This is a genomic window from Mycobacterium sp. E2699, assembly GCF_001666745.1.
In the GTDB taxonomy this organism is placed as follows: Bacteria; Actinomycetota; Actinomycetes; order Mycobacteriales; family Mycobacteriaceae; genus Mycobacterium.
Window position 1 is genome coordinate 301,764 of sequence record NZ_LZJH01000077.1, and the last position, 21,911, is coordinate 323,674.

The window sequence follows — 21,911 nt, forward strand, 5'->3', positions numbered from 1 at the left end:
GATTTCGGCGATGGCCGCGGCGGATCTGACCAAGTGCTAGCGTCTGACCCGTGGCTGAAAATCGGGCTCCGATCCGGTTCGGGATCCTGGGTGCGGCCCGCATCGCGCCCCTCGCGCTCGTCAACCCGGCCAAGGAAAGCGGCGAGGTCGAGGTGGCCGCGGTCGCGGCACGCGATGCGTCGCGCGCGAAGGCCTTCGCCGGCAAACACGGCATCGCCCGCGTGCACGACAGCTACGAAGCGCTGATCGCCGACCCGGACCTCGACGCGGTCTACATCCCGCTGCCGAACGGCCTGCACGGCCGGTGGACCCGCGCCGCGCTGGCCGCGGGCAAGCACGTCCTGTGTGAAAAGCCGTTCGCCGCCAACGCCGCCGAGGCGCGCGAAATCGCGGATTTGGCCGCGAGTTCGGACCGCGTGGTGATGGAGGCCTTCCACTATCGCTATCACCCGTTGACCCGGCGCGTCGAGGAGATCATCGCCTCGGGCGAGCTCGGCAAGCTCCAGCGGGTGGAGGCCGCCCTGTGCTTCCCGCTGCCGAGATTCTCCGACATCCGCTACAACTACTCGCTGGCCGGCGGGGCGACGATGGACGCGGGTTGCTACGCGGTCCACATGGTGCGCACGTTCGGCGGTTCGACCCCGGAAGTCGTTTCGGCACAGGCGAAATTGCGGAACCCGCGCGTCGACCGGGCCATGACCGCCGAGGTGAGGTTCGCCCGCGGGCACGCCGGCCGGGTGCGCTGCTCGATGTGGTCGTCGCGGCTGCTGGAGATCAGCGCGCGGGTGGTCGGCGAACAGGGCGAGGTACGCGTCCTGAATCCGGTGCTACCGCACCTGATCAATCGGCTGAGCGTCCGGTCGCCCGAGGGCAAACGCGTGGAGCGATTCTCGCGCCGTCCCTCCTACGCCTATCAACTGGACGCTTTCGCCGGGGCGGTGCTACGCGCTCAGCCGTTTGAGACGACCCCGGAAGACGCGATCGAGAACATGACCGTCATCGACGCGATCTATCGCGCCGCCGGGCTTCCCCTGCGCAATCCGAGCTGAACCTGCACTGCGCGCCTGCCCGGGGTGTAGGGGTTTGGCCCCGTTCGAGCCCAGGGCGCTGCTCCGCGGCCAGGACCGAGCCTTTCGGCCAGGCCGCCCCGATGGCCTGACGCGGATCAAGGAATCTCGGCCAGCAGCCGGCGCGCCGCTTCGACACAGGGGCGGAAGCGATCGACCGGGGCGACACCGGCCAGCGCCAGCGACCGCCGTGGCACTTCGATTTCGATGACGATGTCGGGCGGTAACGCGGAAAGGATTTCGCGCAGCGGCAATTCGCCCTCGCCGGGCACCATGCGCTCAAACATGGCTTCCTCCATGTAGTTGTCGCCGCGCGGACGCAAGGTGGTGTCGTTGAGTTGGGCATAACCGATGTGGCCGGGGTCGATCGCCGCCAGCTCGGCGGCGCCGGAACCCGATCGCACCAGGTGCATGGTGTCGATCAGCAGGCGAAAATCGGGCCGCGCCACGTGATTCACAGCGGCCAGTGCGGTGCGCAGGTCACCGACGGTCAGGCCCGGTACCGGCTCGACGACCGTCTGGATCCCCCGTTGGGCCGCAAGCTCCGCGAGAAGCGCGAATTGGTCGAAGGTGCGGTCGAGGTCGGGGTCGAGGCTGACGACGTTGATCCGGGGAACGGCCAGTTCGGCCAGCACATCGAGATCTTCGGCGAAGCCGCCCATTTCGGCGCCGGGCAGGACCAGGAACCCGTCGCCGAGCGAGATGGTCACGTCGCGCTCCCGCATGGCCGCGAGGATGCCACGCCTGAGCGGCGCATCGCGCAGCGAGTAGGGCTGATAACCCAGGGGCACCAGCGGCGCTCCCCGCACCACAACGGACATGTGCCTGCAGCCGAGGTCGCCGGTGAGGTTGACGAATTCCACTGGCGGGAGCCCGAACCCGCCGAGGAAACCGATCCCGAGCCGATCCACAGGCTCACCTGTTTCTTCGATGATCGGCGCCACCGGGGTGCCCACCGAAACATTTCACCACACGGTTGCCGGAGACACGGTTGCCCCGACCGGTGCCGGCCGACGGTCGCTCGTCTCTTTACCAACACTACGAATATAGAGTAGCCTTACGGTCCGGAATAACACCATGGACAAACGACGGAAACCCAACCCCACCGAGCGCCGCCGTGATCTGTGCGATGCGGCGATCCATCTCCTGGCGGACGAGGGGGCCAAGGGGCTGAGCCATCTCAAGGTCGACCGACAGGCGGGCGTGCCCGACGGCACGACCTCGTTCTATTTCCGGACCCGCTCGGCGCTGCTGCGCGCCGTGGCCGAGCGCCTGGCGGACCTCGACCTGGCGACGCTGCAGTCGGTCGCCGACGACGACTCCGCCGACCGCCTGCAGCACCCGTCGCCGTCGCGGTTGTCGCAGGTGGTGATCCAAGCCGGCAGCGAACCGCAGTTGTCGCGGACGAAGGCCAGATACGAGCTCACGATGCAGGCCAGCCGGGATCCGGCGCTGGCCGCGATCCTGCAGCAGGCCACGGACGGATTCACCAAGCTGCACCGCGAAATCCTGGTGCAGCTCATGCCGCGCGGCGGCGAGTTGGAGCCGGCGGTGGTCGAGGACATCAGCAACATCACCCTGACCTTCATCAACGGGCTGCTGCTGCGCTTCGCCCACGGCGACCGGATCGTCGACACTCCCGAACAGCTCGATGGCATCTTGACGGCCATGGCCACGGGCATTCTGAAGAGCTCGGACAAGGGGCGGCTCACCCGGACCGGGGGCGCACCGGCGGGCCGGCGCCGGGCGGCCGCCCCGGGTTGAGCGCACCGACCATGTTTCGCCCCGCCGGGTCTTGCCAGGGCACCCGCCGTATGGTTCTCTACGAGAATAGAGTAATCCGGCATTCACGCGCTTTAAGCGGTGTGTACAAATTGCCCGGACCGATTCCGGAAAGCGCGGCGACAGGAGGCATTTCGTGACGGCGAGCACCGACAGCGATGTTCATTTCGACCCCTACGACGTCGAGCTGATCGCCGACCCGTATCCGATGTTCGCCCGCCTGCGCGACGAGGCGCCGCTCTACTACAACGCCGAATACGACTTCTTCGCGTTGAGCCGGTACGCCGACGTCAACAAGGCGCTCGTCGACCATGGCACCTACAGCTCGGCCCGGGGCGTCATCCTCGAGCTCATCAAGGCCAACCTCGAAATCCCCTCGGGGATGCTGATCTTCGAAGATCCGCCGATCCACGACGTGCACCGCAAGCTGTTGTCGCGCATGTTCACCCCCCGCAAGATCAACGCGCTCGAGCCGATGATCCGCGAGTTCTGCGCACAATCGCTGGATCCACTGGTGGGGTCGGGGCGGTTCGACTTCGTCACGGACCTGGGCGCGATCATGCCGATGAAGGTCATCAGCGCCCTGCTCGGGATTCCCGAAGAAGATCAGCAGTACATCCGCGATCGCGGGAACGCCCAACTGCGCACCGAACCCGGCAAGCCGATGAGCGCCGCCGAGCACGGCTTGTCGGTGGGCGAGCAGTTCGAGGCCTACATCGACTGGCGCGCCGACAACCCGTCCGACGACATCATGACCGAGCTGCTCAACGTCGAGTTCCTAGACGAGACCGGCACCACCCGGCGGCTCACGCGCAGTGAGATCCTCGTGTACCTCAACGTCGTTGCCGGAGCGGGCAACGAAACGACGACCCGGCTGATCGGTTGGGCGGGCAAGGTGCTCGCCGAGCATCCCGGCCAGCGCCGCGAACTCGTGCAGAACCCCCAGCTGATCCCGCAGGCGATCGAGGAGTTGCTGCGCTTCGAACCGCCCGCGCCCCACATGGCGCGCTACGTTACGCGCGACGTCAGCCTGTATGGCAAGACGGTGCCGGAGGGCAGCGTGATGATGATGCTCCTCGGGTCGGCGTGCCGCGACGAGCGCCAATTCGGTCCCGACGCGGGTGAATTCAACATTCATCGCCCCGCCCGCCCGCACCTCACCTTCAGCGTCGGCGCGCACTTCTGCCTCGGTTCGGCGCTGGCCCGGCTGGAAGGCCGTGTCGCCCTGGAGGAAATCCTCAAGCGCTTCCCCGAGTGGGAGCCCGATCTGGCCAGCGCCAAGCTGAGCCCGACGTCGTCGGTGCGGGGCTGGGAAACCATGCCGACGGTAGTGCCCTGATGACGGGGCGGGTAGCAGGGAAGGTTGCGCTCATCAGCGGCGCCGCCCGGGGCCAGGGCCGCAGCCACGCGGTGCGCCTGGCGCAGGAGGGTGCCGACATCATCGCGGTCGACATCTGCGGACCCATCGACAACCTGGCCTACCCGCACTCCGCCCCGGCCGATCTCGCCGAAACCGCCGAGCTGGTGAAGGCCCAGAATCGGCGCATCGTGACCGCCCAGGTCGACGTGCGCGATTACGACGCCCTCAAGAACGCGGTGGACGGCGGGGTGGAACAGCTCGGCCGGCTCGACATCATCGTCGCGAACGCCGGCATCGGCACCTTCGGCAACAAGCTGCACAAGATCGGCGAGAAGGTCTGGCAGGACATGATCGACGTCAACCTGTCCGGTGTGTGGCACACCGTGAAATCCGGTGTGCCGCACATCATCGCCGGCGGGCGCGGTGGGTCCATCGTGCTGACCGGTTCCGTCGGATCGCACAAGGCCATGGCCTACACGGGCCACTACATCGCCGCCAAGCACGGCGTGATCGGGCTGATGCGCGCCTTCGCCGTCGAGCTGGGCCAGCACATGATCCGCGTCAATTCGGTGCACCCCAGCCAGGTCAACACCCCGATGACCATGAACGACGTGACGTTCCGCCTCTTTCGCCCGGACTTGGAGAACCCCGGACCCGACGACTTCGCCCCGTTCTCGCAGATGACCCACACGCTGCCGGTGCCCTGGGTGGAGGCCGCCGACGTCAGTAACGCCGTCCTGTTCCTCGCCTCCGACGAATCTCGTTATGTCACCGGCGTTTCGTTGCCGGTTGATGCGGGCGCCTTGCTCAAATAACTCAAATAGCAGAAGTGGAGAAAACCCTATGCCCGAGTACGACTACGAGAAGCTGAAGAAGGAAGCCGAGCAGTACATCAAGTTCGAGAAGGACAAGAAGAACCGCATCGCCTACATCACCTTCGACCGCCCCGACGCCCAGAACGCCACCACCTTGGGGATGCGGCAGAACTACGCCGACCTGATTCACAAGTGCAACGTCGACGACGACGTCAAGGTCGTGGTGATCCGCGGCGAGGGTGAGGATTTCGGCAGCGGCGGAGACTTGCCCGAGCAGCGACCCATGCTGGAGAACCCGGGCCTGCCGCTGCTGCACGAGCTCGCGATCAACGACGACGACGTCAAGTACCCGCCGGGTGGGTCGTACCGCTACCTGTCCACCGTCACCGACTTCTACGCCAAGGCCCGGGCCGGGAACCGGCCGCTGCAGGAGTTGCGCAAGATCAGCATCATCGAGGCGAAAGGTTACTGCTACGGGTGGCACTTCTATCAGGCCGGCGACGCCGACCTGGTCGTCTCCTCCGACGATGCCCTGTTCGGGCACCCGGCCTTCCGCTACGTGGGCTGGGGACCGCGGCTGTGGTGGTGGGCCGAGACCATGGGCCTGCGCAAGTTCTCCGAAATGCTGTTCACCGGGCGGCCTTTCAGCGCCAAGGAGATGTACGAGTGTGGCTTCGTCAACAGCGTGGTGCCCCGCGAGAAGCTGGAGGACGAGACGCTGAAGTATGCGATGGCCTGTTCCCGTTCCCGTCCGACGGACACCGTGGCCGTTCAGAAGACGTTCCTCGAGCTGTACAAGCAGCACAAGGGCGAATACTTCGGCAGCCTGCTCACCGGCCTGGTCGAGGGCATGCTGCCGCTGATCCAAAACGACGCTCAGGAAGTCGACCTCACCGAGGGCACCTTCGAAAAGGGGCTCAACAACGTGGTCAAGGACAACGACCTGAACTTCCCGCCGGAGTGGCGCCTGAGCCGCTCGGGCCGGAAGAAGCCCTGACCGCCCGAGGGCGCGCCCATGTCGGCGTTGACGGGCTTCAGGATCGTCGAGTTGGCCGGGACGGTCGCGGGGGAGTACTGCGGAAAGCTGCTGGCCGATTTCGGCGCGGAGGTGATCAAGGTCGAGGCGCCGGGATGCGGCAGCCCCACCCGCGCGATGGCACCTGTTCTCGCCGACGGGTGCGAAGGCAGCGCGCTGTTCGCCTACCTCAACACCAACAAGCGCTCCGTGGTGCTCGACGATCCCGACCGCCTGCACAGCCTGATCGGCACCGGGGACGCGGTGATCGAAGACCGCGCAACCGGCTGGTCGGAACGGCATCCGTCCGTCGTGTTCTGCTCGATCACCCCGTTCGGCGTCGGCGCGCCCGCGGAATTCGACAACGCGAAGAGCCTCAACGTTTTCCACGCCAGCGGCTGGGGGTATCACACGCCCAGTCACGCCGATCCCGCCAGGCCCCCGCTGCGGGGACCCGGACGATTCCTGGCCGACTACGAGGCGGGGCTGGACGCGGCCCTGTGTGTCGCGGCGTCGCTCTTCGGGCGGATACACACCGGGCGTGGTGAGGTCATCGACGTGTCGCAGCACGCCGCGCTGGTCTCGCGCGCCGACTGCATCCTGGGCCGTTTCATCACCGGCGAGGTGCCGGCCGAGGGGCGCCGGGGCGATTACGACCAGGCCGGACCGGCGGCGTTTTTCGCGTGCGCCGACGGCTTCGTGTACCTGTACATGACCAGCCGCGCGCACTGGCTCGGCGTCAAGAAGCTGATGGGTCACCCGGAGTGGTTGACCGCCTTCGACGACGACTGGCTCGAGTTCTCCGTCACCCCGGAAAAGGTTGCCACGTTCCGGCGCGAATTCGCCGCCTGGGTAGCCGATTTGGACAAGGAGGCGGCGGCCGACCGGGCGCAGCGGTTGGGAGTTCCGCTGGTCCCCGTCAACGATGCCGCTGACTTGCATCGGTCGCCGCAGTACCGGCACCGCGGCTTCTTCCAATCCGTGCATCACCCGGTGCTGGGCGACGCGGCATACGCGACCGTGCCGTACGCGCTCAGCGCCTCGCCGGCCCGAATCGGGGCTGCCGCACCGGCCCTCGGCCAGCACACCGCCTCGGTCCTGGACCGGCTCGATGATCCGCGCACACCACCCTCGGCAAGGGCGCCGCAACTCAAGCCGCCCGGGCGCCGCCGCGGCGGGCCGCTGGAAGGGGTGCGCGTCGTCGAGCTCACCAAGGTGTGGGCCGGTCCCTACGCCGCCAAGCTGCTGGCGATGCTGGGCGCCGAAGTGATCAAGGTCGAAACCGCCCGCAGCCCGGAGGAGATGCGGGCCTACGGCGGCACCGACGTCAATCACGCCCCCTACTTTCTCAGCATCAACCCCGAAATCCTCAGCGTGGACCTCGACATCAAGTCGACCGAGGGCATGGCCCGGCTGCGCGAGCTCATCGCCCGCAGCGACATCGTGATCAACAACCTGCGGCCCGGCGCCATGGAGCGTCAGGGCCTGGGCTACGAACAACTCACCGCCTTCAAGCCGGACATCATCTCGGTGTCGATCAAGATGTGGGGCAACGACGGGCCGCTCGGTCATCAAACCGGTTACGCGCCATGCTTTGCCGCGCTGGCCGGGCTCGCCGCGCTGGTCGGCTGTCCGGGCGGCCCGCCGCTCGGGACGAGCATGCGCTACGGGGATTCCACCGTCGGCGCTGTCGGCGCCTACGCCGCCGTGGTGGCGCTGCTGCATCGGGAGCTCAGCGGCGCCGGCCAATTCGTGGACGTGTCGGCGGTGGAGGCCCTGTCGTCGATGATCGGGGACTGCCTGCTCGAGGAAAGCCTGACCGGAGAACCCCTGGAGCGCAACGGGAACGCGCATCCCGATATGTGCCCGCACGGCTGCTACCCGTGCTCGAACGACTCCTGGGTCACGGTGGCGGTGGCCAACGACGCCGAATGGCGTGGGCTGTGCTGCGCGCTGGGCGCCGTGGCACTGGCCCATGACCCGCGGTACGCCACCATGGCCGCGCGACGCCGTCACAGCGAAGCGCTCGACGCCGAACTCTCGGGGCTGACCCGCAACCACGACGCCGAGGAGCTGGCCCACCGGCTGCGGGCCGCGGCTGTGCCGGCGGGCAAGAGCGCCACCGCAATCGATGTGATCGGCGATCAACGATTGTGGGACCGCGAGTTGTTTCGCTTCGTCTCCGACCACCGCGAGGGCCAGCGCCCGATAGTGGGACCGTCGTGGCGGATGGCCCGCTGTCCCACGCGGATCGAGCGCGGCGCGCCGGACCTCGGCGAGGACAACGAGTACGTGCTACACGAAATACTTGGCGCATGAGGCCGACGCTCGCACACACCGCGGCCCTGGTGACCGGCGCCAGCAGCGGCATCGGGGCCGCGACGGCGAAAGCGCTGGCGGCCGAGGGCGCGGCGGTGGCCCTGCTCGCGCGCCGCGCCGACCGGCTCGCCGCACTGAAGGCCGACATCGAATCCGCCGGCGGCACAGCGTTGCCCGTCGCGGCCGACGTCACCGACGCCGAGCAGGTGGCGGCGGCCGTCGAGCGCGCCGTCGCCGAGTTCGGCCGCCTCGACACCGTCGTGAACAACGCCGGGCTGATGCGCTCTGGGCCCGCGGCCGAGGCCCGCCTGCAGGATTGGGACGACATGGTCGCGGTCAACGTACAGGGGGTCCTCTACGTCACCCGCGCAACGCTCCCGCACTTGATCGCCGCCGCCGCCAGTTCGCCCCGCGGTGTCGCCGACCTGGTCACCATCGGTTCCACCGGCGGCTGGGTGGCGCGGCCGAACACCGCGGTCTACTCGCTGACCAAGTTCGGTGTCAACGCGTTCAGCGAAGGCGTCCGGCAGGAAGTGCTGGGCAAGCGCGTGCGGGTCGGGGTGGTCAGTCCCGGCACCGTCGACACCGAGATCTTCAGCCACCTGGCCGAACCGGCGCGCGAGGCGGTCGAGCGTCAGACCGCGGGGATGGTCAAGTTGCGCCCGGAAGACATCGCCGACGCCGTTCGCTACATGGTGACGCGGGACCGCCGGGTGGCGGTCAACCACATGCTGGTGCGTGCGGCCGAGCAGACGTGGTGACCGGCGACCAGTTCGGCCTGGAAATCCCGGTCGACCCGGCCGCATTGCGCAGCGTCGGGGCAGGCTTTCTCACCGAGGCGTTTCGGGCGTTCGGCGTGCTCGCGGCCGACAACGGCGTCAGTGGCATCACGGGGTTCCGCGAGGTCGCCGGCGGCAGCACCGGGCGAAAAGCCGTCCTGTCGGTCGAATACGAGGCGTCGCAACCCGGCCTGCCCACCGAATTGTTCGTCAAGTTCTCCCGCGATCTCGACGATCCGGTGCGCGACGGGGGAAAGACCCAGATGGAGCCCGAGGTCCGGTTTGCCGCGCTGGCCCAACTTCCGGGATTTCCCATCGCGGTACCCGCCGTGCAATTTGCCGACTACGAGCGCCGGACCGGAACCGGAATCCTCATCACCGAGCGAATCCGGTTCGGCGGCAACGGGATAGAGTGCCAATATCACAAATGTCTCGACTATGACATGCCCGATCCCGTCGAGCACTACCGCGCGCTGCTGACCGCGCTGGCCCGCCTCGCCGGCACGTATGGGCCCGGACGCCTGCCCAGCCACCTGGTCGCGCACTTTCCGCTCGACATTCAGGCCGCCACGGTGGGCGAACGTGCGCCACACAACGCCGATCGATTGGATCGCCGGGTGGCCCGGCTGGCCCAATTCGTCGAAACCCACCCCGGGTTGGTGCCCGCCAATGTCGGCTCGCCAGATTTCTTGGCGCGCTTACGCGACGACGTGCCACGCGTGGCACACCACGAGCACGCGATCATGCGCCGGCTGGCCGGCGACCTGGAGTACGTTGCGCTGTGTCACTGGAACGCCAACGTCGACAACGCCTGGTTCTGGCGGGACGCCGACGGAGCCCTGCGTTGCGGCCTGCTGGACTGGGGATGCGTCGGGCAGCTGAACATGGGCATGGCGATCTGGGGAGCCATGTCCGGCGCCGAAACAGAGTTGTGGAATGTGCATTTCGGCGAATTACTGGACCTGTTCGTGGCGGAAGTTCGGCGTTGCCGCGGCCCGCGCCTGGATCCGGGGCGGCTGAGCCGGCACACGCTGCTCTATGCGGCGGTGATGGGCGTGGCCTGGTTGCTGGACGTGCCGGCATTGCTTCGCAAGCGGTTCGGGCCCGCCACACCCGCGAGCCGCATGGATTCGCGAATCCGCGACGACGAAAGCGTGCGTGCGCCACTGCAGATGTTGTGTAACCTGTTGAACCTCTGGGAGCGCCACCGCGTGGGCGACCTGCTCGACGCGGCGCTGGCCGACGATCTAGATGTCGCATAATCCCTTGTGCCACTTCGGTTTCAGTGGTCACAACGCGGCCGTTTTTGTCGGTGGGTGTTTGTAGGGTTTGGGGCATGGGTGCGAGCAGCCGTGAGCAGATCGTTGAGGACTTCGACGCGCTCGATCACGCCACGGAACGGTTGTGCGCGTTGTCTTTTGACGTCCTCACCACCCCCGAACGGCTGCGGGCGCTAGAGCGCCTGGAGCGCGTGACACGACGGTTGCGGACCCCCGGGCATGCGTTGATCAACCAACTCGAGGCGCAGGCCAGCAGGGCAGAGTTCGGCGGCACGCTGCGCTCGGCGCTGGCCGACCGGCTGCGCATCACCAAGGCCGAAGCCGCCCGGCGCATCGACGAGGCCGAGGATCTGGGCGAGCGGCGGGCCCTGACCGGTGAGCGGTTGACACCGCAGCTGAGTGCGACCGCAGCCGCCCAGCGCGACGGTTTGATCGGTGACGGGCACGTGCGGGTGATCCGCAGCTTCTTTGCCCACCTGCCTGCGCAGGTCAACGTGTACACCCGGGCGGCCGCCGAAGCCGACCTGGCCGGCAAGGCCCGCGGCTATCGCCCCGACGAGCTGGCCAAATACGCCCACCGAATCATGGTCTGCCTCAACCCCGATGGGGACTTCAGCGACGCCGAACGCGCCCGCAAACGCGGGATCGTAGTGGGCCAGCAGGAATTCGACGGCATGTCGCGGCTCAGCGGGCTGATCACCCCCGAACTGCGCGCCGCCCTGGAAGCGCTGCTCGCCAAACTGGCCGCGCCAGGGGCATGCAACCCCGACGACGAGATACCTGTGGTCGATGCAATACCCGACGAGGATGCCGTGCGGCGCGACGGGCGATCCCCAGCCCAGCGCAACCACGATGCCTTATTGGCCGGGCTACGCGCCTTATTCGCCTCCGGCGACCTGGGCCGGCACAACGGCTTGCCGGTGTCGATCGTGGCCACCACCACGCTCGCCGACCTCGAGGCCGCCACCGGCAAAGCCCTGACCGCCGGCGGCACCCTGGTACCCATGTCCGATGTGATCCGCTGGGCCGGCCACGCCCACCACTACCTGGCCATCTTTGACCGCGGCACGCCGCTGGCGCTGTATCACACCAAACGCCTGGCCTCCCCCGCCCAACGCATCATGCTCTACGCCAAAGACCGCGGATGCACCAAACCAGGCTGCGACGCCCCGGCCTACCACAGCCAAGTCCACCACGTCCGAGGCTGGACAACCACCCACCGCACCGACATCGACGACCTCACCCTGGCCTGCGGCCCCGACAACCGACTCGCCGAACAAGGCTGGACCACCCGCACCAACGCCCGCGGCGAAACCGAATGGATCCCACCCCCACACCTCGACCACGGACAACCTCGAACCAACACCTTCCATCACCCCGAAAAACTCCTCCACCCCGAAGGTGACGACGAGGGTGAGGGCGAGCCAGCAGCGTCCTAGGGCGGCTGCCATGTGCCGTGCCGAGCGGTCAGCTGGGGTCGTTGGTCAGCACGTCGGCGCCTTCATCGGTGATGTGGACGGTGTCGCGGCGGAACACGGTCCCGATGCCCTCTTGCCACACGTAACCGCTGATCGCCAGCACCATTCCCGCCTCGAGCTGGTCGTCTTCGGCTGCGGCAGAAAGGGTTTCGGACACAACGGGCGGATCGAAGCCGAGTCCCAACCCGTGCGCCACGGGCATGGGCGGCAGCGGCTCGCCGGCTTCCTCGTAGGCGCCGAGCAACCCCGCCGCCGGCGCGCCGGGCCGACAGGCGGCGATCATCCTGTCGTACAGCGCATCCGAGCGACCGCAGAGCTCCCGGAGCGCGCCGTTAGACGCATCGCCCGCCGGCCAGGTCCTCGCGACCTCGGCGACATACCCGTCGGCCAGCGCGCCGGTGGCGAGCGCCACCAGATCGCCGGCGCCAACGTCGGTGTGGCAGCGTCGCCACGGGTGATCCCGTGAGGTGACCCACGCGACGTCCTGGGTGGCCGGCGTGCTCACCCCGCCGGCGGCCATGGCCTCCAGGGCGGCCCCGGCCAGTTCCCGCTCGGAGACCCCGGGCCGGAGCTCGGCAACGGCGGCGGCCAGCCCGCGCGCCGCCACGCGAAGCGCCGGGCCCATCGCGCTGATCTCATCGGGCGTCTTGATGCGGCGCGCCGTCCGCAAGGCCGGCTCGCCGTCGACGAGTTCGGCGCCGGGGAAGGCCTCGGGCAGCAACGCCGCGAAAGTCGGTGTGATGGCGTCGGTTCCGACCCGGCGGGCCGTCGCCGCACCGTCGATGTTCTTGAGCACCTCGATCAGCGTCATCGGGTTCCAGGCCAGCCCATAGAGGTGATCGCGGCCGATCTCGTCGGGGACGCCCTCGTCGTCGGTGCTGTTCAGGTAGATCTCGCCGGTGGCGCGCACCATCACGCACATCGGGCCGAACGGCCGCGTCCCGGCGATCCACAGCTGCGGCGCCCCGGTGACGTAACGAATGTTGGCCTGCCGCCCGAGCACCAGGATGTCGAGGTCATACGCGTCCATCTGCGCCAGCGCGCGCTCCCGACGCCCCGTCCGCAAGGGCAGAGGGTCGGGCAGGACCTCAGTCGCCATAGGGGGAGTAGGGGTAGTCGGTGATCGGCGTGTAGCCGTCCTCGGTGATCACCACGATCTCCTCACTGCGGTAGCCGCCCGTGCCGTCCTCCCACACCACCGGCTCTAGCACGAGCACCATGCCGGGCGGGAAGACGAAGTTGTCGTCGAACTCCTCGCCGAGATCCGTTCCGATCATCGGGGCCTCGGCGGGGTAGGTGCCGATGCCGTGGCCGAGATAGAAGTGCGGCAGCCACGGCTTGCGTCCACCGTCGGCGGCGATCGCCGCCCGCGCCAGATCGCCGGACGTCACACCGGCTTTCGTGACGGCGAGCACCTCGTCGAGAATGGCTCGCCACCGGCGGAACTGGTCCTGCTGCCGCGGCGAAGGCCGGTCGCCGACCAGCCAGGTTCGCCCGAAGTCCGAGCAGTATCCGGCGTAGCTGATGCTGATGTCGGTCCACAGCACGTCGCCCGCGGCCAATTCGCGAGCGGTGGGGAGCAGGGGCAACGCGAGATCGCCGTGGGTCGTCCACACACCGGCTTCCCGCGAGCTGGGCATCACCTGCCAGATGGCCTCCAGCATGTTGGTGGTGGCGCCCAGCTCAAACGCGCGCCGAACCAGCTTGGCCGAGAGGTCGATCTGCCGCACCCCCGGTGCCAACGACTCCTGCACGTCGGCCATGGCCTGCTCGGTGATACGGCAGGCGCGGCGAAGGCAGGAAATCTCGTCGCGCGTCTTGACCAACTGCGCCGCGCCCACCACGATCGCCGCATCCGACGGCGGGCCGGACGGAAACAGGGTGCCGCCCGCCCGGCGCATCGCGCCCGTGAGTTCGTCGACGGCCACGCTCGCGTTTCGCGGGATCAGGTCGGCCAGCTCGCCGGCGAAATCCCGCACGCCCTGGTCGAATTCGAGATAGACCGGGCCGTGCAGGTGGCCATCCGGCAGTGGTGGGGCGGAGGTTTCGGGGAACGCCCCGCGCCCAAACGGCAGGAACAGGTGCGGGTGTTCGTCGTCGGCCAGCACCACGGCCACCGGGCGCTCCACGTGTGAGAGGCCCGCGTCGAGCAGCGGCCAACTGGTGCCCGTCGCGTACCCGACGTAGCCGTTCATCAGCAGGATGAGCGCGTCGACGCCGTGGTCCGTCATCGCGGCTCGCAGCCGTGCGCCGGTCTCGGCGCGCATGCGCGCGAAGTCCGGCACGTCGGGGATGTCGAGGACCGAGCCGCGGGCGGTGAGTGAGTTCGTCATCTAAATGCCCAGAAACCTCTTGATGTTGCCGCTGACGACGCGGGCGGCGTCGTCGGGCCCGACGGCGTCGACCACCGCCGCCAGCGACCGCTCGGAGTAGCCGAAGGTGCTCTCGTTGTGTGGGTAATCCGACGACCACATCACCTTGTCGATCCCGATCTCCTCGAGCTGGCCGAGCCCCAGACCGTCGACCATGAACGACGCGCACATGTGCTGGTCCCAGTAGTAGCGGATGTCGTGCTCCGGGTGGCCCTTGAGCATGTGCCGGTAGGAGGCCAGCACGTGCTCGGCGTCCTGCAGAGCCGTTGGCACCCAGGCGATTCCGCCCTCGAACCAGCCGACCCGCAGCCCGGGATGCCGGTCGAGGATGCCGCCGCCGTCCTCGTACCAGATCCGCGGTGCGTAGTCCTTCAGGTCGTCCGGGAAGCGCTCGTAGAAGATGTCGTCGGCGACCGAGATGTGGTTGTCGGCCGAGAACACCTCCGTGCACGCGGGCAGGCCCGTGACGGATTCCGCTGCGCGGCCGCGGCGGTGCTTGGGTGCGCCGATGACGCCCTCGGGGTACAGGGTGCGGGCTCGGCCTGACATCGTCATCCCTGCGCTCCGGTCGAGGGGTACACAACGCCGGTGAGCCGTTCGGACAGTTGCCACAGGCGCCGCATGTCCGCCTCATTACGGGCCAACCGCGGGACGCCCGCGAATGTGACTCCGCCGCCGGCGGTTTCGTAGAACCCGCGCGGCCCGTAGTACGCGCCGCCCCGGGCATCCGGCGACGCCGCCGCATGGAGCGCCGGCTTGATGCCCTCGTCGACGTCGAGCCACATGAAGGGCAGCAGGCGCCAGGTAAGCCGGGTGAGCCGGGCCTGCAGCGTCGGCCTGTCCCGGCCGTACGAGGCGCCGCTGAGCAGGTTCGTCTTGCTCAACCCGGGGTGCGCCGCGTTGGACGTGACGGCCCAGCCGCCTGCGCGACTGCGCCGATCCAGCTCGATTGCGAACATCAGTTGCGCCAGCTTTGCCATTCCGTAGGAGCGCATGGGTTTGTAGCCATGTTGCGCGTTGGGATCGGTGAAGTCGAGACCGCGCTGCGTCGCGGCGATGCTGCTGACGGTCACCACGCGCGCACCCCTCGCCGCGCGCAGCAGGGGCAGCAGGCGCCCGGTCAGCGCGAAGTGGCCCAGATGGTTTGTGCCGAACTGCAATTCGAAGCCGTCCCGCGTTTCCAGGCGCTGCGGCGGTGTCATGACGCCGGCGTTGTTGATCAGGATGTCGATCGGGCGGCCCTGCGCGGTCAGCTCGTCACCGAGCGCCGCCACGCTTTTCAGCGACGACAGGTCGAGATGCCTGATGGCCAGCTTGGCCGCCGGCGCCGCCCGGCGGATCTCGGCGATCGCGGCTTCGCCCTTCGTCCGGCAACGGACCCCCAGGACGACGTCGGCGCCCGCGGTCGCCAACCGTTTCGCCAAGCCAAGGCCGAGGCCGCTGTTGGCGCCGGTCACGACCGCGAACCGGCCCGACAGGTCCGGCACCTCGAGGGTCAGATCGGGCTTTACCATGTCACGGGAAGCTCGTAGAGCCCGTAGGCCAGCGAGTCGTGTTTGAACGGCAGCTCGGCCAGCGGGACCGCGAGCCGCAGCGTCGGGATGCGGCGCAGCAGGGTGGGCAGCACGATCTGCAGTTCCATCCGGGCCAGCTGCTGGCCCACGCACTGGTGGCGGCCGTAGCCGAAGCCGACGTGCGGGCCGTCCTCGCGCCGCAGGTCAAGCCGGTCCGGCTCGGGGAATTGGCGGGCGTCCCAGTTCGCCGGCGCGACGTCGAGGATGATGCCCTCGCCGGCCCGGATGGTCTCGCCGCCGACCTCGATGTCCTCCACGGCGATGCGGCGCTGCCCGGTCTGGATGATGCTCAGGTAGCGCATCAATTCCTCGACCGCGGTGGCGATCGTCTTCGGGTCGTCGGCGTCGCACAGCACCGCCCGCTGATCGGGGTGCTCCAGCAGCGCCGCCACGCTCAGGCTCAGCATGTTCGCGGTGGTTTCGTGCCCGGCGATCAGCACGCCGAGGGCCAGCTGGGTGGCCTCGCGCACGCTGAGCTCTTCGGCGTTAACCCGCTCCGCCAGATCGGACACCAAATCCTCCGAGGGATCTTCCATCTTGGCGCGGACCAACTTGGCGATGTATTTGGCCAACGAGGCGGCGCCCTGGGCCGTGTCCTCCTCGGTCGCGTAGCGGCCGGTGCCGCGCTGCGCCTGCTCCTGGAAGAAATCCGCGTCCTCGTACGGCACGCCCAGCAGTTGACTGATGACCAGCGAGGGGACGGGCAACGCCACGGTGCTCACGACGTCACCGGGGTCGGGGCCGGCCAGCAGGGCGTCGATGCGATCGTCGGCGATCTGCTGCACGGCCGGCCGCAGCCCTTCGACGCGCTTGAAGGTGAACGGCTTGGACAGCATCCGACGGAATCGGGTGTGCTCTTCGGCGTCGGACGTGAACACGGAGCGCGGCCTTTTATGAACAGTCGCCAGCATCCCCTCGTTCCAGTGCGGATAACCCGGCAGGCGGTCGTCGACGCTGGTGCGCGCGTCCGTGAACAGTGCCCGTATCGCGTCATAGCCGTGAATCAGCCAGGGCGTGCTGCCGTCCCAGATCCGGACCCTGCTGAGCTGCTTGTCGGCGTTGAGCTCCAACACCTTTGGCGGCGGGGCGAAGGGGCAACCCGGCGCCCGCGTCATCGGAAAGTCGGGAACATCGGTGGCCGTCGAGGTCTGGGTCATCGGAATCCTCGGTTCTCCTTTGCCGGGCCCACATGGACCGGCGCGCGCCACAGACCGACGATCGCGTCGATCAGTCCCTCGCCGGCAACGGGCCAGCTCGACCGCGACCGCGGCCCATGCTCGGCCAGCGCGCCCTCGTGCTCGGCGCAGGTGTGCATCAGGAGGTTGCGGACCATCGCGATGCGCTCGAAACGCACCCGCTTGGGCAGCTCGGGAAGGCAGCGGGTGATGCCGTCGATCGTCTGCACCAGCCGCGGCGAAGTGAGCGCGTCCTTGGTGACGACGTGCCGATAGGTGGGGTCGGCCATCGCCTGTGCCGCGAACCGTGCATACCAGCTGGGGGTGCCCAGGGCGGCCAGGTGGTCGGTGAGGGGGCGCACCAGCGCACCCACCCAGTCCCGTAGCTCGGTCGAATCGCCCACGTCGGCCAGCATCTGCGCGCGCAGCTCCTCGATCGGCTCGCGGTGCTTGCTCTCAATCGCCCGGAGCAACTCGGTCCTCGTCCCGAAGTGGTAGCACGCCGCGGCGTTGTTACCCTGCCCCGCGGCCTCGCTGATCTGCCGGTTGGACACCGCGTACATGCCGCGCTCTGCGAACAGCACCTCGGCGGCGGACAGGATCGCCTCCCGGGTGCCCATCGACCTCACGGAGCGTGCCATCCGGTCGGCGTTCACCGCCTCAGTGAACACCGCGCCCCGAGTTAAATCAAGCAATTTATTTAATGTCGCCCGGCCTGACGCGCTTCCTTGCCCGCACTTCGTCCGCAGATTCACCGGGTCGCCACCGCGGCCGCGCCGAAACGGCTGGCGCGGAATAGGGTACGGATGTGAATCCGCTTCAGCGGGTGGCGCGCAACCCGACCGCCTACCGCTGGCTGGTGTTGCGCGGCCGACCGGTCGCCGAAGGAGCCGAGGCGTTGCTCCGGTTCGCCAGCAAGGGACGCCTCGGCGTCCTGGACCTGACCGGCCTGCCCAACGTGCAGGTCACCACCTCAGGGCGCAAGACGGGCCTGGCCCGCACGGCCACCGTGCAGTGCGTGCCCACCGGCGACGGGCTGATAGTCGTCGGCTCCAACTGGGGTCTTCCCCGCCACCCGTCCTGGTCGGCGAATCTCAAAGCGACAGAACGGGTCACGGTGCGCATGCGCGGTCACCGGTTCACCGCGACCGTGCGGTTGCTCACCGGGGAGGAGCGCGACGAGGCCTGGGCCACGGTGGTGCGGCACTGGCCGAACTATCAGATCGCGCAGGACCGCGCCGAGCGCCGCCGGTTTCGGCTCTTCCTTCTCACGCCGACGCCATAGCTGTTCAGCCGGCGAGGGCGGCGCGACACCCCATCAATCCGCCGACCTGTGCGGGCCCGTCGACCCGGGAACGATCCGGTGATGTCGCCGACGGCATGCGGAAGCGTGACAATGAACGCCATGACGCCGACCACGGCATCGTGGGGTAAACGCGATGACATGATCGTGCGCACACACCATCCCTACAACGCCGAACCTCCTCCCGCGGTTCTGGCCGGCAGCGACATCACCCCGATCGACGCGTTCTACGCCCGCAATCACGGGCGGTTTCCCGACATCGCGCCGCAGCAGTGGCGGCTGGCAGTCGACGGGCGGGTGGAAAGGCCGCTCGTCGTGACGTACGAACAGTTGATCAGCGAATTCGATCAACACGATCTGGTGGCCACGCTGGCATGCGCCGGCAACCGGCGCGACGAGTTGCTGAGGGTGCGGCCCATACCGGGGAAAGAGCCCTGGGCGCACGGGGCGATCTCCACCGCCCAGTGGCGCGGGGTCCGGCTGGCCGACGTCCTGGCGGCCGCGGGAGCGCATCGCGAAGACGGGCTGCACGTCGCCTTCCAGGCGTCGGACATCGCCGAGGAGGCGAGACCCGTCCAGCCGTACGGCGGCTCCATTCCGCTGACCAAGGCCATGTCGCACGAAGTGCTGCTCGCCTGGCGGATGAATGCCGAACCCCTTCCGCGCGCCCACGGCGGACCGGTGCGGGTGGTGGTTCCCGGCTACATCGGTGCGCGCAGCGTCAAGTGGGTCTCCGCGATCACTGTGCGGCGCGGGCCTTCGGAGAACTACTTTCAGGCGCACGACTACCGCATCCTGCCGGCGGAGGCCGACACCGACAGCGTCGCCGCGGGGGAGGGCATTTCGCTGTCGTCCCTGGCGCTCAACTGCGACATTTTGGACCCGACCGACGGCGACCGGGTGCCGCGGGGCCGGCTGACCATCCGCGGTTACGGGATCGCCGGGGACGGCCGCCGCGTCGAGCGGGTCGACGTATCGCTCGACGAGGGACTCACCTGGCGGCAAGCCGTGCTGCACCCCGCAACCGGCAGATGGTCGTGGCGGCCGTGGTCGCTCGTCGCCGACGTCGCGCCGGGACCGTTGCACATCACCGCCCGCGCCTGGGACGAGACCGGTGCCGCGCAGCCGGAATGGCCCGCACCGCTGTGGAACCCGCGCGGGTACGGCAACAACGCGTGGGCGCGCGTCGCGTGCCGCGTGATCTGAGGCGGTCGCTAGGTGCCGTTGGACTTTTCGAGGTGCGCGATCTCGCCGCCCCACACCGATTGGGCACCCGCGTCGCCGGTGCGGTAGACCTGGACCATGGACGAAACGCTGACGGCCACAACGATTATCGCGACGATGACCCGGGTGGCCGTCCTGCGGTTGTCGGAGCGTCGTTCGATGAAGCGCAGCAAGACGAGCCCGACCGCCACGACCAGCAGCGCGGCGGCGAAGTAGACCATCGTGCCGCCGCGTTCGGCGTGTTCTTGCAGGATGGGGCTGGGCTTTTTCCTCAGGTCGTAGAGCCATTCGCCGGCGTTGATGGTGATGGGCGTTATCACCATCGTGGCAATGGCCAGCACCAGCGTCAGCCACAGCAGCTGTCCCCGTCGGGCGGCGGGCCACAAACCGCAGACAATGTCGAGCAGGGCGGTCAGCGGTACGAGCACCACTACGAGATGCAGCCACAGGGCGTGCGCCGGCAGGCCGTTTACGACGTTCATAAACCCCCTCGGATTGTCGTGGCAGCCACGGGGCTCAGCCGCCGAGCCCCTTCTTGACGGCCGCATCTTGCTTCTGCGCCACGTCGGTGACGAAGTCCTGTGGCGGAAGCGAGTCCACCGGGCCGTCGAACTCCAGCGTGACGAACGCCCGGCCCTCGGTGAACATCAAGACCAAGACGCCCTTGGAGTTGTCCGGCGAGTTCCCGGTCAGCGTCGTTCCGCCGGTCCCGACGTTGAACGGATCCGTTTTAGGGTTTTTGACGTTGCCGCCTTGTGCACCCTTTGCCGCGTTCAGCGCGTTCGTGGCGGCTGCCGGGTCCGGGAGCACCTGGATGGTGTCCTTGATGACGTGGCTGCCGTCGTCGGTCTTGAACGTGGTCGCGACGCCCGGCTGACCGTTGGGGTTGTTGGTCGGCGGGCTGCCGGTGAACTGGATCGGAGCGTCGATGTCCGTCGCCTGGATCAACAGGCCGGAGTACTCACCCGGCTGCCCCGGCGCCGGGGATTTCGCCGCCGGGCTGCTGCCATTCGTCGCCGCGCCGGACGAGCCGGGCTGCGACGTCTGTGACGTCGAAGTGGTCGGCTTGCCGCCGCAGCCGGCCAGCGCCACGGTCAGCGCCGTCGCCGCCGCGAGACCCGCGACAAACGTCCGAGAAACCCTCATGGCATCGCGCTCCTTCCAGGCTGACGCCGGCGACGCAGTCGACTCGTTTCCGAATCGCACAGTACATCGCCGGGCCTGGCCGAAGGCGCCGCCGGGCCGGGGGCGGCGACCGAACGGCTATTCCAGCTGATCGCGCAGGCAGCGCAGCGTGTTGGCAAGGATGCGAGAGACTTGCATCTGCGACACGCCGATGCGCTCGGCAATCTGGCTTTGGGTCATCGATTCGAAGAACCGCATATGCAGCACCTGGCGCTCGCGCTCGGGGAGCGCGCCCACCAGGGCCCGCACCGCCTCACGGTTGGTGATGTGCTCGATTTGCGGATCGATGGCGCCCACCGCGTCGGCCACCAGCCGGGATTTGCCCGAGCCGTCCGCGCCCAGGGGTGCGTCCAGGGAGTCGAGCCGGTAGGCGTCGCCTGCGACGAGGCATTCGACGATTTCCTCGCGCGGGACTTCGAGCACCTGGGACAGCTCCCCGGCGGTGGGGGCGCGACCCAGCTTTTGCGCCAAATCGCTTGTGGTCCTGCTGATTTGGACGTGCAGCTCGCGCAACCGCCGCGGCACCCGCATGCCCCAGCTGTAGTCGCGGAAGTAACGCCGAACTTCGCCCATCATCGTGGGCACGGCGAACCCGATGAAGCTGGGTCCTTTGTCCGGGTCGAACCGGTTGACGGCATTCATCAGGCCCAGGCGCGCGACCTGTATCAGGTCGTCGAGACCTTCGCCGCGGCGGGCGAAGTGGCTGGCCACATGGTCCGCCAGAGGCAGGCACCGCGCGACGATGCGCTCGCGCTGCCGGCAGTACTCGTGGGACTCGCCCGGCAATTGGCGCAGCACGATGAACATCTCGACAACGTCGTCGTAGGAATCGTCCGTGCTGGCTGATCTTGCTGGGCGGGGGGCGGTTGCGACGTCGGTCATCGGCTGAATCGCGTCGCGGCGACGCAACTCGCAGTGAAAAGCTGCGTGTACGAAGGGATTTTCATCTCGGCCCACTTCCTATGGGTCACGTGCAGCGGGGCATCGCAACTATGCGCACAGTCGCCTCCGCCGCACTTCTATCCGCGGGACGAGTCGATGATCAGCGCACGTGGCTACAACGGGAGGGGTAGACGGTGCCGAAATCGCCGGCGCCACGTCAAGCCCAACAGCCGTGCGGGCTGATGACCGCTTTGAGCTAAACGGCGACCTGTCCAAAACGGACTTCACTGTCGACTATACG

At 68.3% G+C, this 21,911-nt stretch carries 21 protein-coding genes; 11 read left to right on the forward strand and 10 right to left on the reverse strand.

The window, feature by feature from the left end:
* The first annotated feature begins 50 nt into the window (after window positions 1-50).
* Window positions 51-1,049 (forward strand): Gfo/Idh/MocA family protein, encoded by a 999-nt coding sequence (locus A5696_RS13285; RefSeq protein ID WP_067879053.1) that lies wholly within the window; start codon window positions 51-53, stop codon window positions 1,047-1,049.
* A 116-nt stretch (window positions 1,050-1,165) separates the two neighbouring features.
* On the opposite strand, the gene A5696_RS13290 is transcribed toward A5696_RS13285, so the two are convergent.
* Complete coding sequence (locus tag A5696_RS13290) at window positions 1,166-2,023, reverse strand: sugar phosphate isomerase/epimerase family protein (RefSeq protein WP_369803333.1); 858 nt, start codon at window positions 2,021-2,023, stop codon at window positions 1,166-1,168.
* Between the two features lie 121 nt (window positions 2,024-2,144).
* On the opposite strand from A5696_RS13290, the gene A5696_RS13295 reads away from it, so the two are divergent.
* The 8 genes from A5696_RS13295 to A5696_RS13330 all read left to right on the forward strand — a co-directional run bounded on the left by A5696_RS13295 (window position 2,145) and on the right by A5696_RS13330 (window position 11,856).
* Window positions 2,145-2,831, forward strand: a complete 687-nt coding sequence (locus A5696_RS13295) for a TetR/AcrR family transcriptional regulator (protein WP_067879056.1) — start codon at window positions 2,145-2,147, stop codon at window positions 2,829-2,831.
* Window positions 2,832-2,985: 154 nt separating this feature from the next.
* Window positions 2,986-4,188 carry a cytochrome P450 gene (locus tag A5696_RS13300; RefSeq protein ID WP_067879059.1) on the forward strand — a complete coding sequence of 401 codons (1,203 nt, stop codon included), beginning with the start codon at window positions 2,986-2,988 and terminating at the stop codon, window positions 4,186-4,188.
* A complete protein-coding gene (locus A5696_RS13305; protein ID WP_067879062.1) occupies window positions 4,188-5,024 on the forward strand; it encodes a mycofactocin-coupled SDR family oxidoreductase in 837 nt (278 codons plus the stop codon). Before A5696_RS13300 ends, A5696_RS13305 begins: the two co-directional genes overlap by 1 nt.
* A gap of 28 nt (window positions 5,025-5,052) precedes the next feature.
* Window positions 5,053-6,021 carry an enoyl-CoA hydratase/isomerase family protein gene (locus A5696_RS13310; RefSeq protein ID WP_067879065.1) on the forward strand — a complete coding sequence of 323 codons (969 nt, stop codon included), beginning with the start codon at window positions 5,053-5,055 and terminating at the stop codon, window positions 6,019-6,021.
* Window positions 6,022-6,039: 18 nt separating this feature from the next.
* Complete coding sequence (locus A5696_RS13315; RefSeq protein WP_067879068.1) at window positions 6,040-8,358, forward strand: CaiB/BaiF CoA-transferase family protein; 2,319 nt, start codon at window positions 6,040-6,042, stop codon at window positions 8,356-8,358.
* Entirely contained in the window at window positions 8,355-9,119 is a 765-nt protein-coding gene (locus tag A5696_RS13320; protein ID WP_067879070.1) for an SDR family NAD(P)-dependent oxidoreductase, read from the forward strand. Before A5696_RS13315 ends, A5696_RS13320 begins: the two co-directional genes overlap by 4 nt.
* Window positions 9,116-10,399 carry a hypothetical protein gene (locus tag A5696_RS13325; RefSeq protein ID WP_067879253.1) on the forward strand — a complete coding sequence of 428 codons (1,284 nt, stop codon included), beginning with the start codon at window positions 9,116-9,118 and terminating at the stop codon, window positions 10,397-10,399. The genes A5696_RS13320 and A5696_RS13325 overlap by 4 nt, the downstream gene beginning before the upstream one ends.
* A 74-nt stretch (window positions 10,400-10,473) precedes the next feature.
* On the forward strand, window positions 10,474-11,856 hold the full coding sequence (locus A5696_RS13330) for an HNH endonuclease signature motif containing protein (protein ID WP_067879073.1): 1,383 nt from the start codon (window positions 10,474-10,476) through the stop codon (window positions 11,854-11,856).
* Between the two features lie 28 nt (window positions 11,857-11,884).
* Here A5696_RS13330 and A5696_RS13335 read toward each other — a convergent pair whose 3' ends face one another.
* Genes A5696_RS13335 through A5696_RS13360 form a run of 6 tightly spaced genes read right to left on the reverse strand, consistent with a single transcriptional unit; the run spans window position 11,885 to window position 17,687 of the window.
* Entirely contained in the window at window positions 11,885-12,994 is a 1,110-nt protein-coding gene (locus tag A5696_RS13335) for a Xaa-Pro peptidase family protein (RefSeq protein ID WP_067879076.1), read from the reverse strand.
* Window positions 12,984-14,228, reverse strand: a complete 1,245-nt coding sequence (locus A5696_RS13340; RefSeq protein ID WP_067879079.1) for a Xaa-Pro peptidase family protein — start codon at window positions 14,226-14,228, stop codon at window positions 12,984-12,986. Before A5696_RS13340 ends, A5696_RS13335 begins: the two co-directional genes overlap by 11 nt.
* Window positions 14,229-14,816 (reverse strand): amidohydrolase family protein, encoded by a 588-nt coding sequence (locus tag A5696_RS13345; RefSeq protein ID WP_067879083.1) that lies wholly within the window; start codon window positions 14,814-14,816, stop codon window positions 14,229-14,231.
* A 2-nt stretch (window positions 14,817-14,818) separates the two neighbouring features.
* Entirely contained in the window at window positions 14,819-15,781 is a 963-nt protein-coding gene (locus A5696_RS13350; protein ID WP_067879087.1) for an SDR family oxidoreductase, read from the reverse strand.
* Window positions 15,775-16,998, reverse strand: a complete 1,224-nt coding sequence (locus tag A5696_RS13355) for a cytochrome P450 (protein WP_067879089.1) — start codon at window positions 16,996-16,998, stop codon at window positions 15,775-15,777. Before A5696_RS13355 ends, A5696_RS13350 begins: the two co-directional genes overlap by 7 nt.
* Complete coding sequence (locus A5696_RS13360; RefSeq protein ID WP_067879093.1) at window positions 16,995-17,687, reverse strand: TetR family transcriptional regulator; 693 nt, start codon at window positions 17,685-17,687, stop codon at window positions 16,995-16,997. Before A5696_RS13360 ends, A5696_RS13355 begins: the two co-directional genes overlap by 4 nt.
* Window positions 17,688-17,824: 137 nt before the next feature.
* Here A5696_RS13360 and A5696_RS13365 point away from each other — a divergent pair, with 137 nt between their 5' ends.
* A complete protein-coding gene (locus tag A5696_RS13365; protein ID WP_067879096.1) occupies window positions 17,825-18,301 on the forward strand; it encodes a nitroreductase family deazaflavin-dependent oxidoreductase in 477 nt (158 codons plus the stop codon).
* Window positions 18,302-18,421: 120 nt separating this feature from the next.
* Window positions 18,422-19,525: a sulfite oxidase gene (locus A5696_RS13370; RefSeq protein WP_067879257.1), complete on the forward strand. Its 1,104-nt coding sequence runs from the start codon at window positions 18,422-18,424 to the stop codon at window positions 19,523-19,525.
* Between the two features lie 8 nt (window positions 19,526-19,533).
* On the opposite strand, the gene A5696_RS13375 is transcribed toward A5696_RS13370, so the two are convergent.
* From A5696_RS13375 to A5696_RS13385, 3 genes are all read right to left on the reverse strand, one after another.
* Window positions 19,534-20,025 carry a DUF2231 domain-containing protein gene (locus A5696_RS13375; protein ID WP_067879099.1) on the reverse strand — a complete coding sequence of 164 codons (492 nt, stop codon included), beginning with the start codon at window positions 20,023-20,025 and terminating at the stop codon, window positions 19,534-19,536.
* Window positions 20,026-20,059: 34 nt separating this feature from the next.
* Window positions 20,060-20,689 carry a hypothetical protein gene (locus tag A5696_RS13380; RefSeq protein WP_067879103.1) on the reverse strand — a complete coding sequence of 210 codons (630 nt, stop codon included), beginning with the start codon at window positions 20,687-20,689 and terminating at the stop codon, window positions 20,060-20,062.
* A 117-nt stretch (window positions 20,690-20,806) separates the two neighbouring features.
* The gene (locus tag A5696_RS13385; RefSeq protein ID WP_067879106.1) at window positions 20,807-21,610 is read right to left on the reverse strand and encodes a SigB/SigF/SigG family RNA polymerase sigma factor; all 804 of its coding nucleotides are present in this window, start codon (window positions 21,608-21,610) and stop codon (window positions 20,807-20,809) included.
* Window positions 21,611-21,911: the final 301 nt, after the last annotated feature.

Coding starts and splice junctions, on each gene's coding strand:
- A5696_RS13295 (WP_067879056.1), top strand. CDS start 2,145: ATGGACAAACGACGGAAACCCAACCCCACCGAGCGCCGCCGTGATCTG.
- A5696_RS13305 (WP_067879062.1), top strand. CDS start 4,188: ATGACGGGGCGGGTAGCAGGGAAGGTTGCGCTCATCAGCGGCGCCGCC.
- A5696_RS13310 (WP_067879065.1), top strand. CDS start 5,053: ATGCCCGAGTACGACTACGAGAAGCTGAAGAAGGAAGCCGAGCAGTAC.
- A5696_RS13315 (WP_067879068.1), top strand. CDS start 6,040: ATGTCGGCGTTGACGGGCTTCAGGATCGTCGAGTTGGCCGGGACGGTC.
- A5696_RS13320 (WP_067879070.1), top strand. CDS start 8,355: ATGAGGCCGACGCTCGCACACACCGCGGCCCTGGTGACCGGCGCCAGC.
- A5696_RS13330 (WP_067879073.1), top strand. CDS start 10,474: ATGGGTGCGAGCAGCCGTGAGCAGATCGTTGAGGACTTCGACGCGCTC.
- A5696_RS13335 (WP_067879076.1), bottom strand. CDS start 12,994: ATGGCGACTGAGGTCCTGCCCGACCCTCTGCCCTTGCGGACGGGGCGT.
- A5696_RS13340 (WP_067879079.1), bottom strand. CDS start 14,228: ATGACGAACTCACTCACCGCCCGCGGCTCGGTCCTCGACATCCCCGAC.
- A5696_RS13345 (WP_067879083.1), bottom strand. CDS start 14,816: ATGTCAGGCCGAGCCCGCACCCTGTACCCCGAGGGCGTCATCGGCGCA.
- A5696_RS13350 (WP_067879087.1), bottom strand. CDS start 15,781: ATGGTAAAGCCCGATCTGACCCTCGAGGTGCCGGACCTGTCGGGCCGG.
- A5696_RS13355 (WP_067879089.1), bottom strand. CDS start 16,998: ATGACCCAGACCTCGACGGCCACCGATGTTCCCGACTTTCCGATGACG.
- A5696_RS13370 (WP_067879257.1), top strand. CDS start 18,422: ATGACGCCGACCACGGCATCGTGGGGTAAACGCGATGACATGATCGTG.
- A5696_RS13375 (WP_067879099.1), bottom strand. CDS start 20,025: ATGAACGTCGTAAACGGCCTGCCGGCGCACGCCCTGTGGCTGCATCTC.
- A5696_RS13380 (WP_067879103.1), bottom strand. CDS start 20,689: ATGAGGGTTTCTCGGACGTTTGTCGCGGGTCTCGCGGCGGCGACGGCG.
- A5696_RS13385 (WP_067879106.1), bottom strand. CDS start 21,610: ATGACCGACGTCGCAACCGCCCCCCGCCCAGCAAGATCAGCCAGCACG.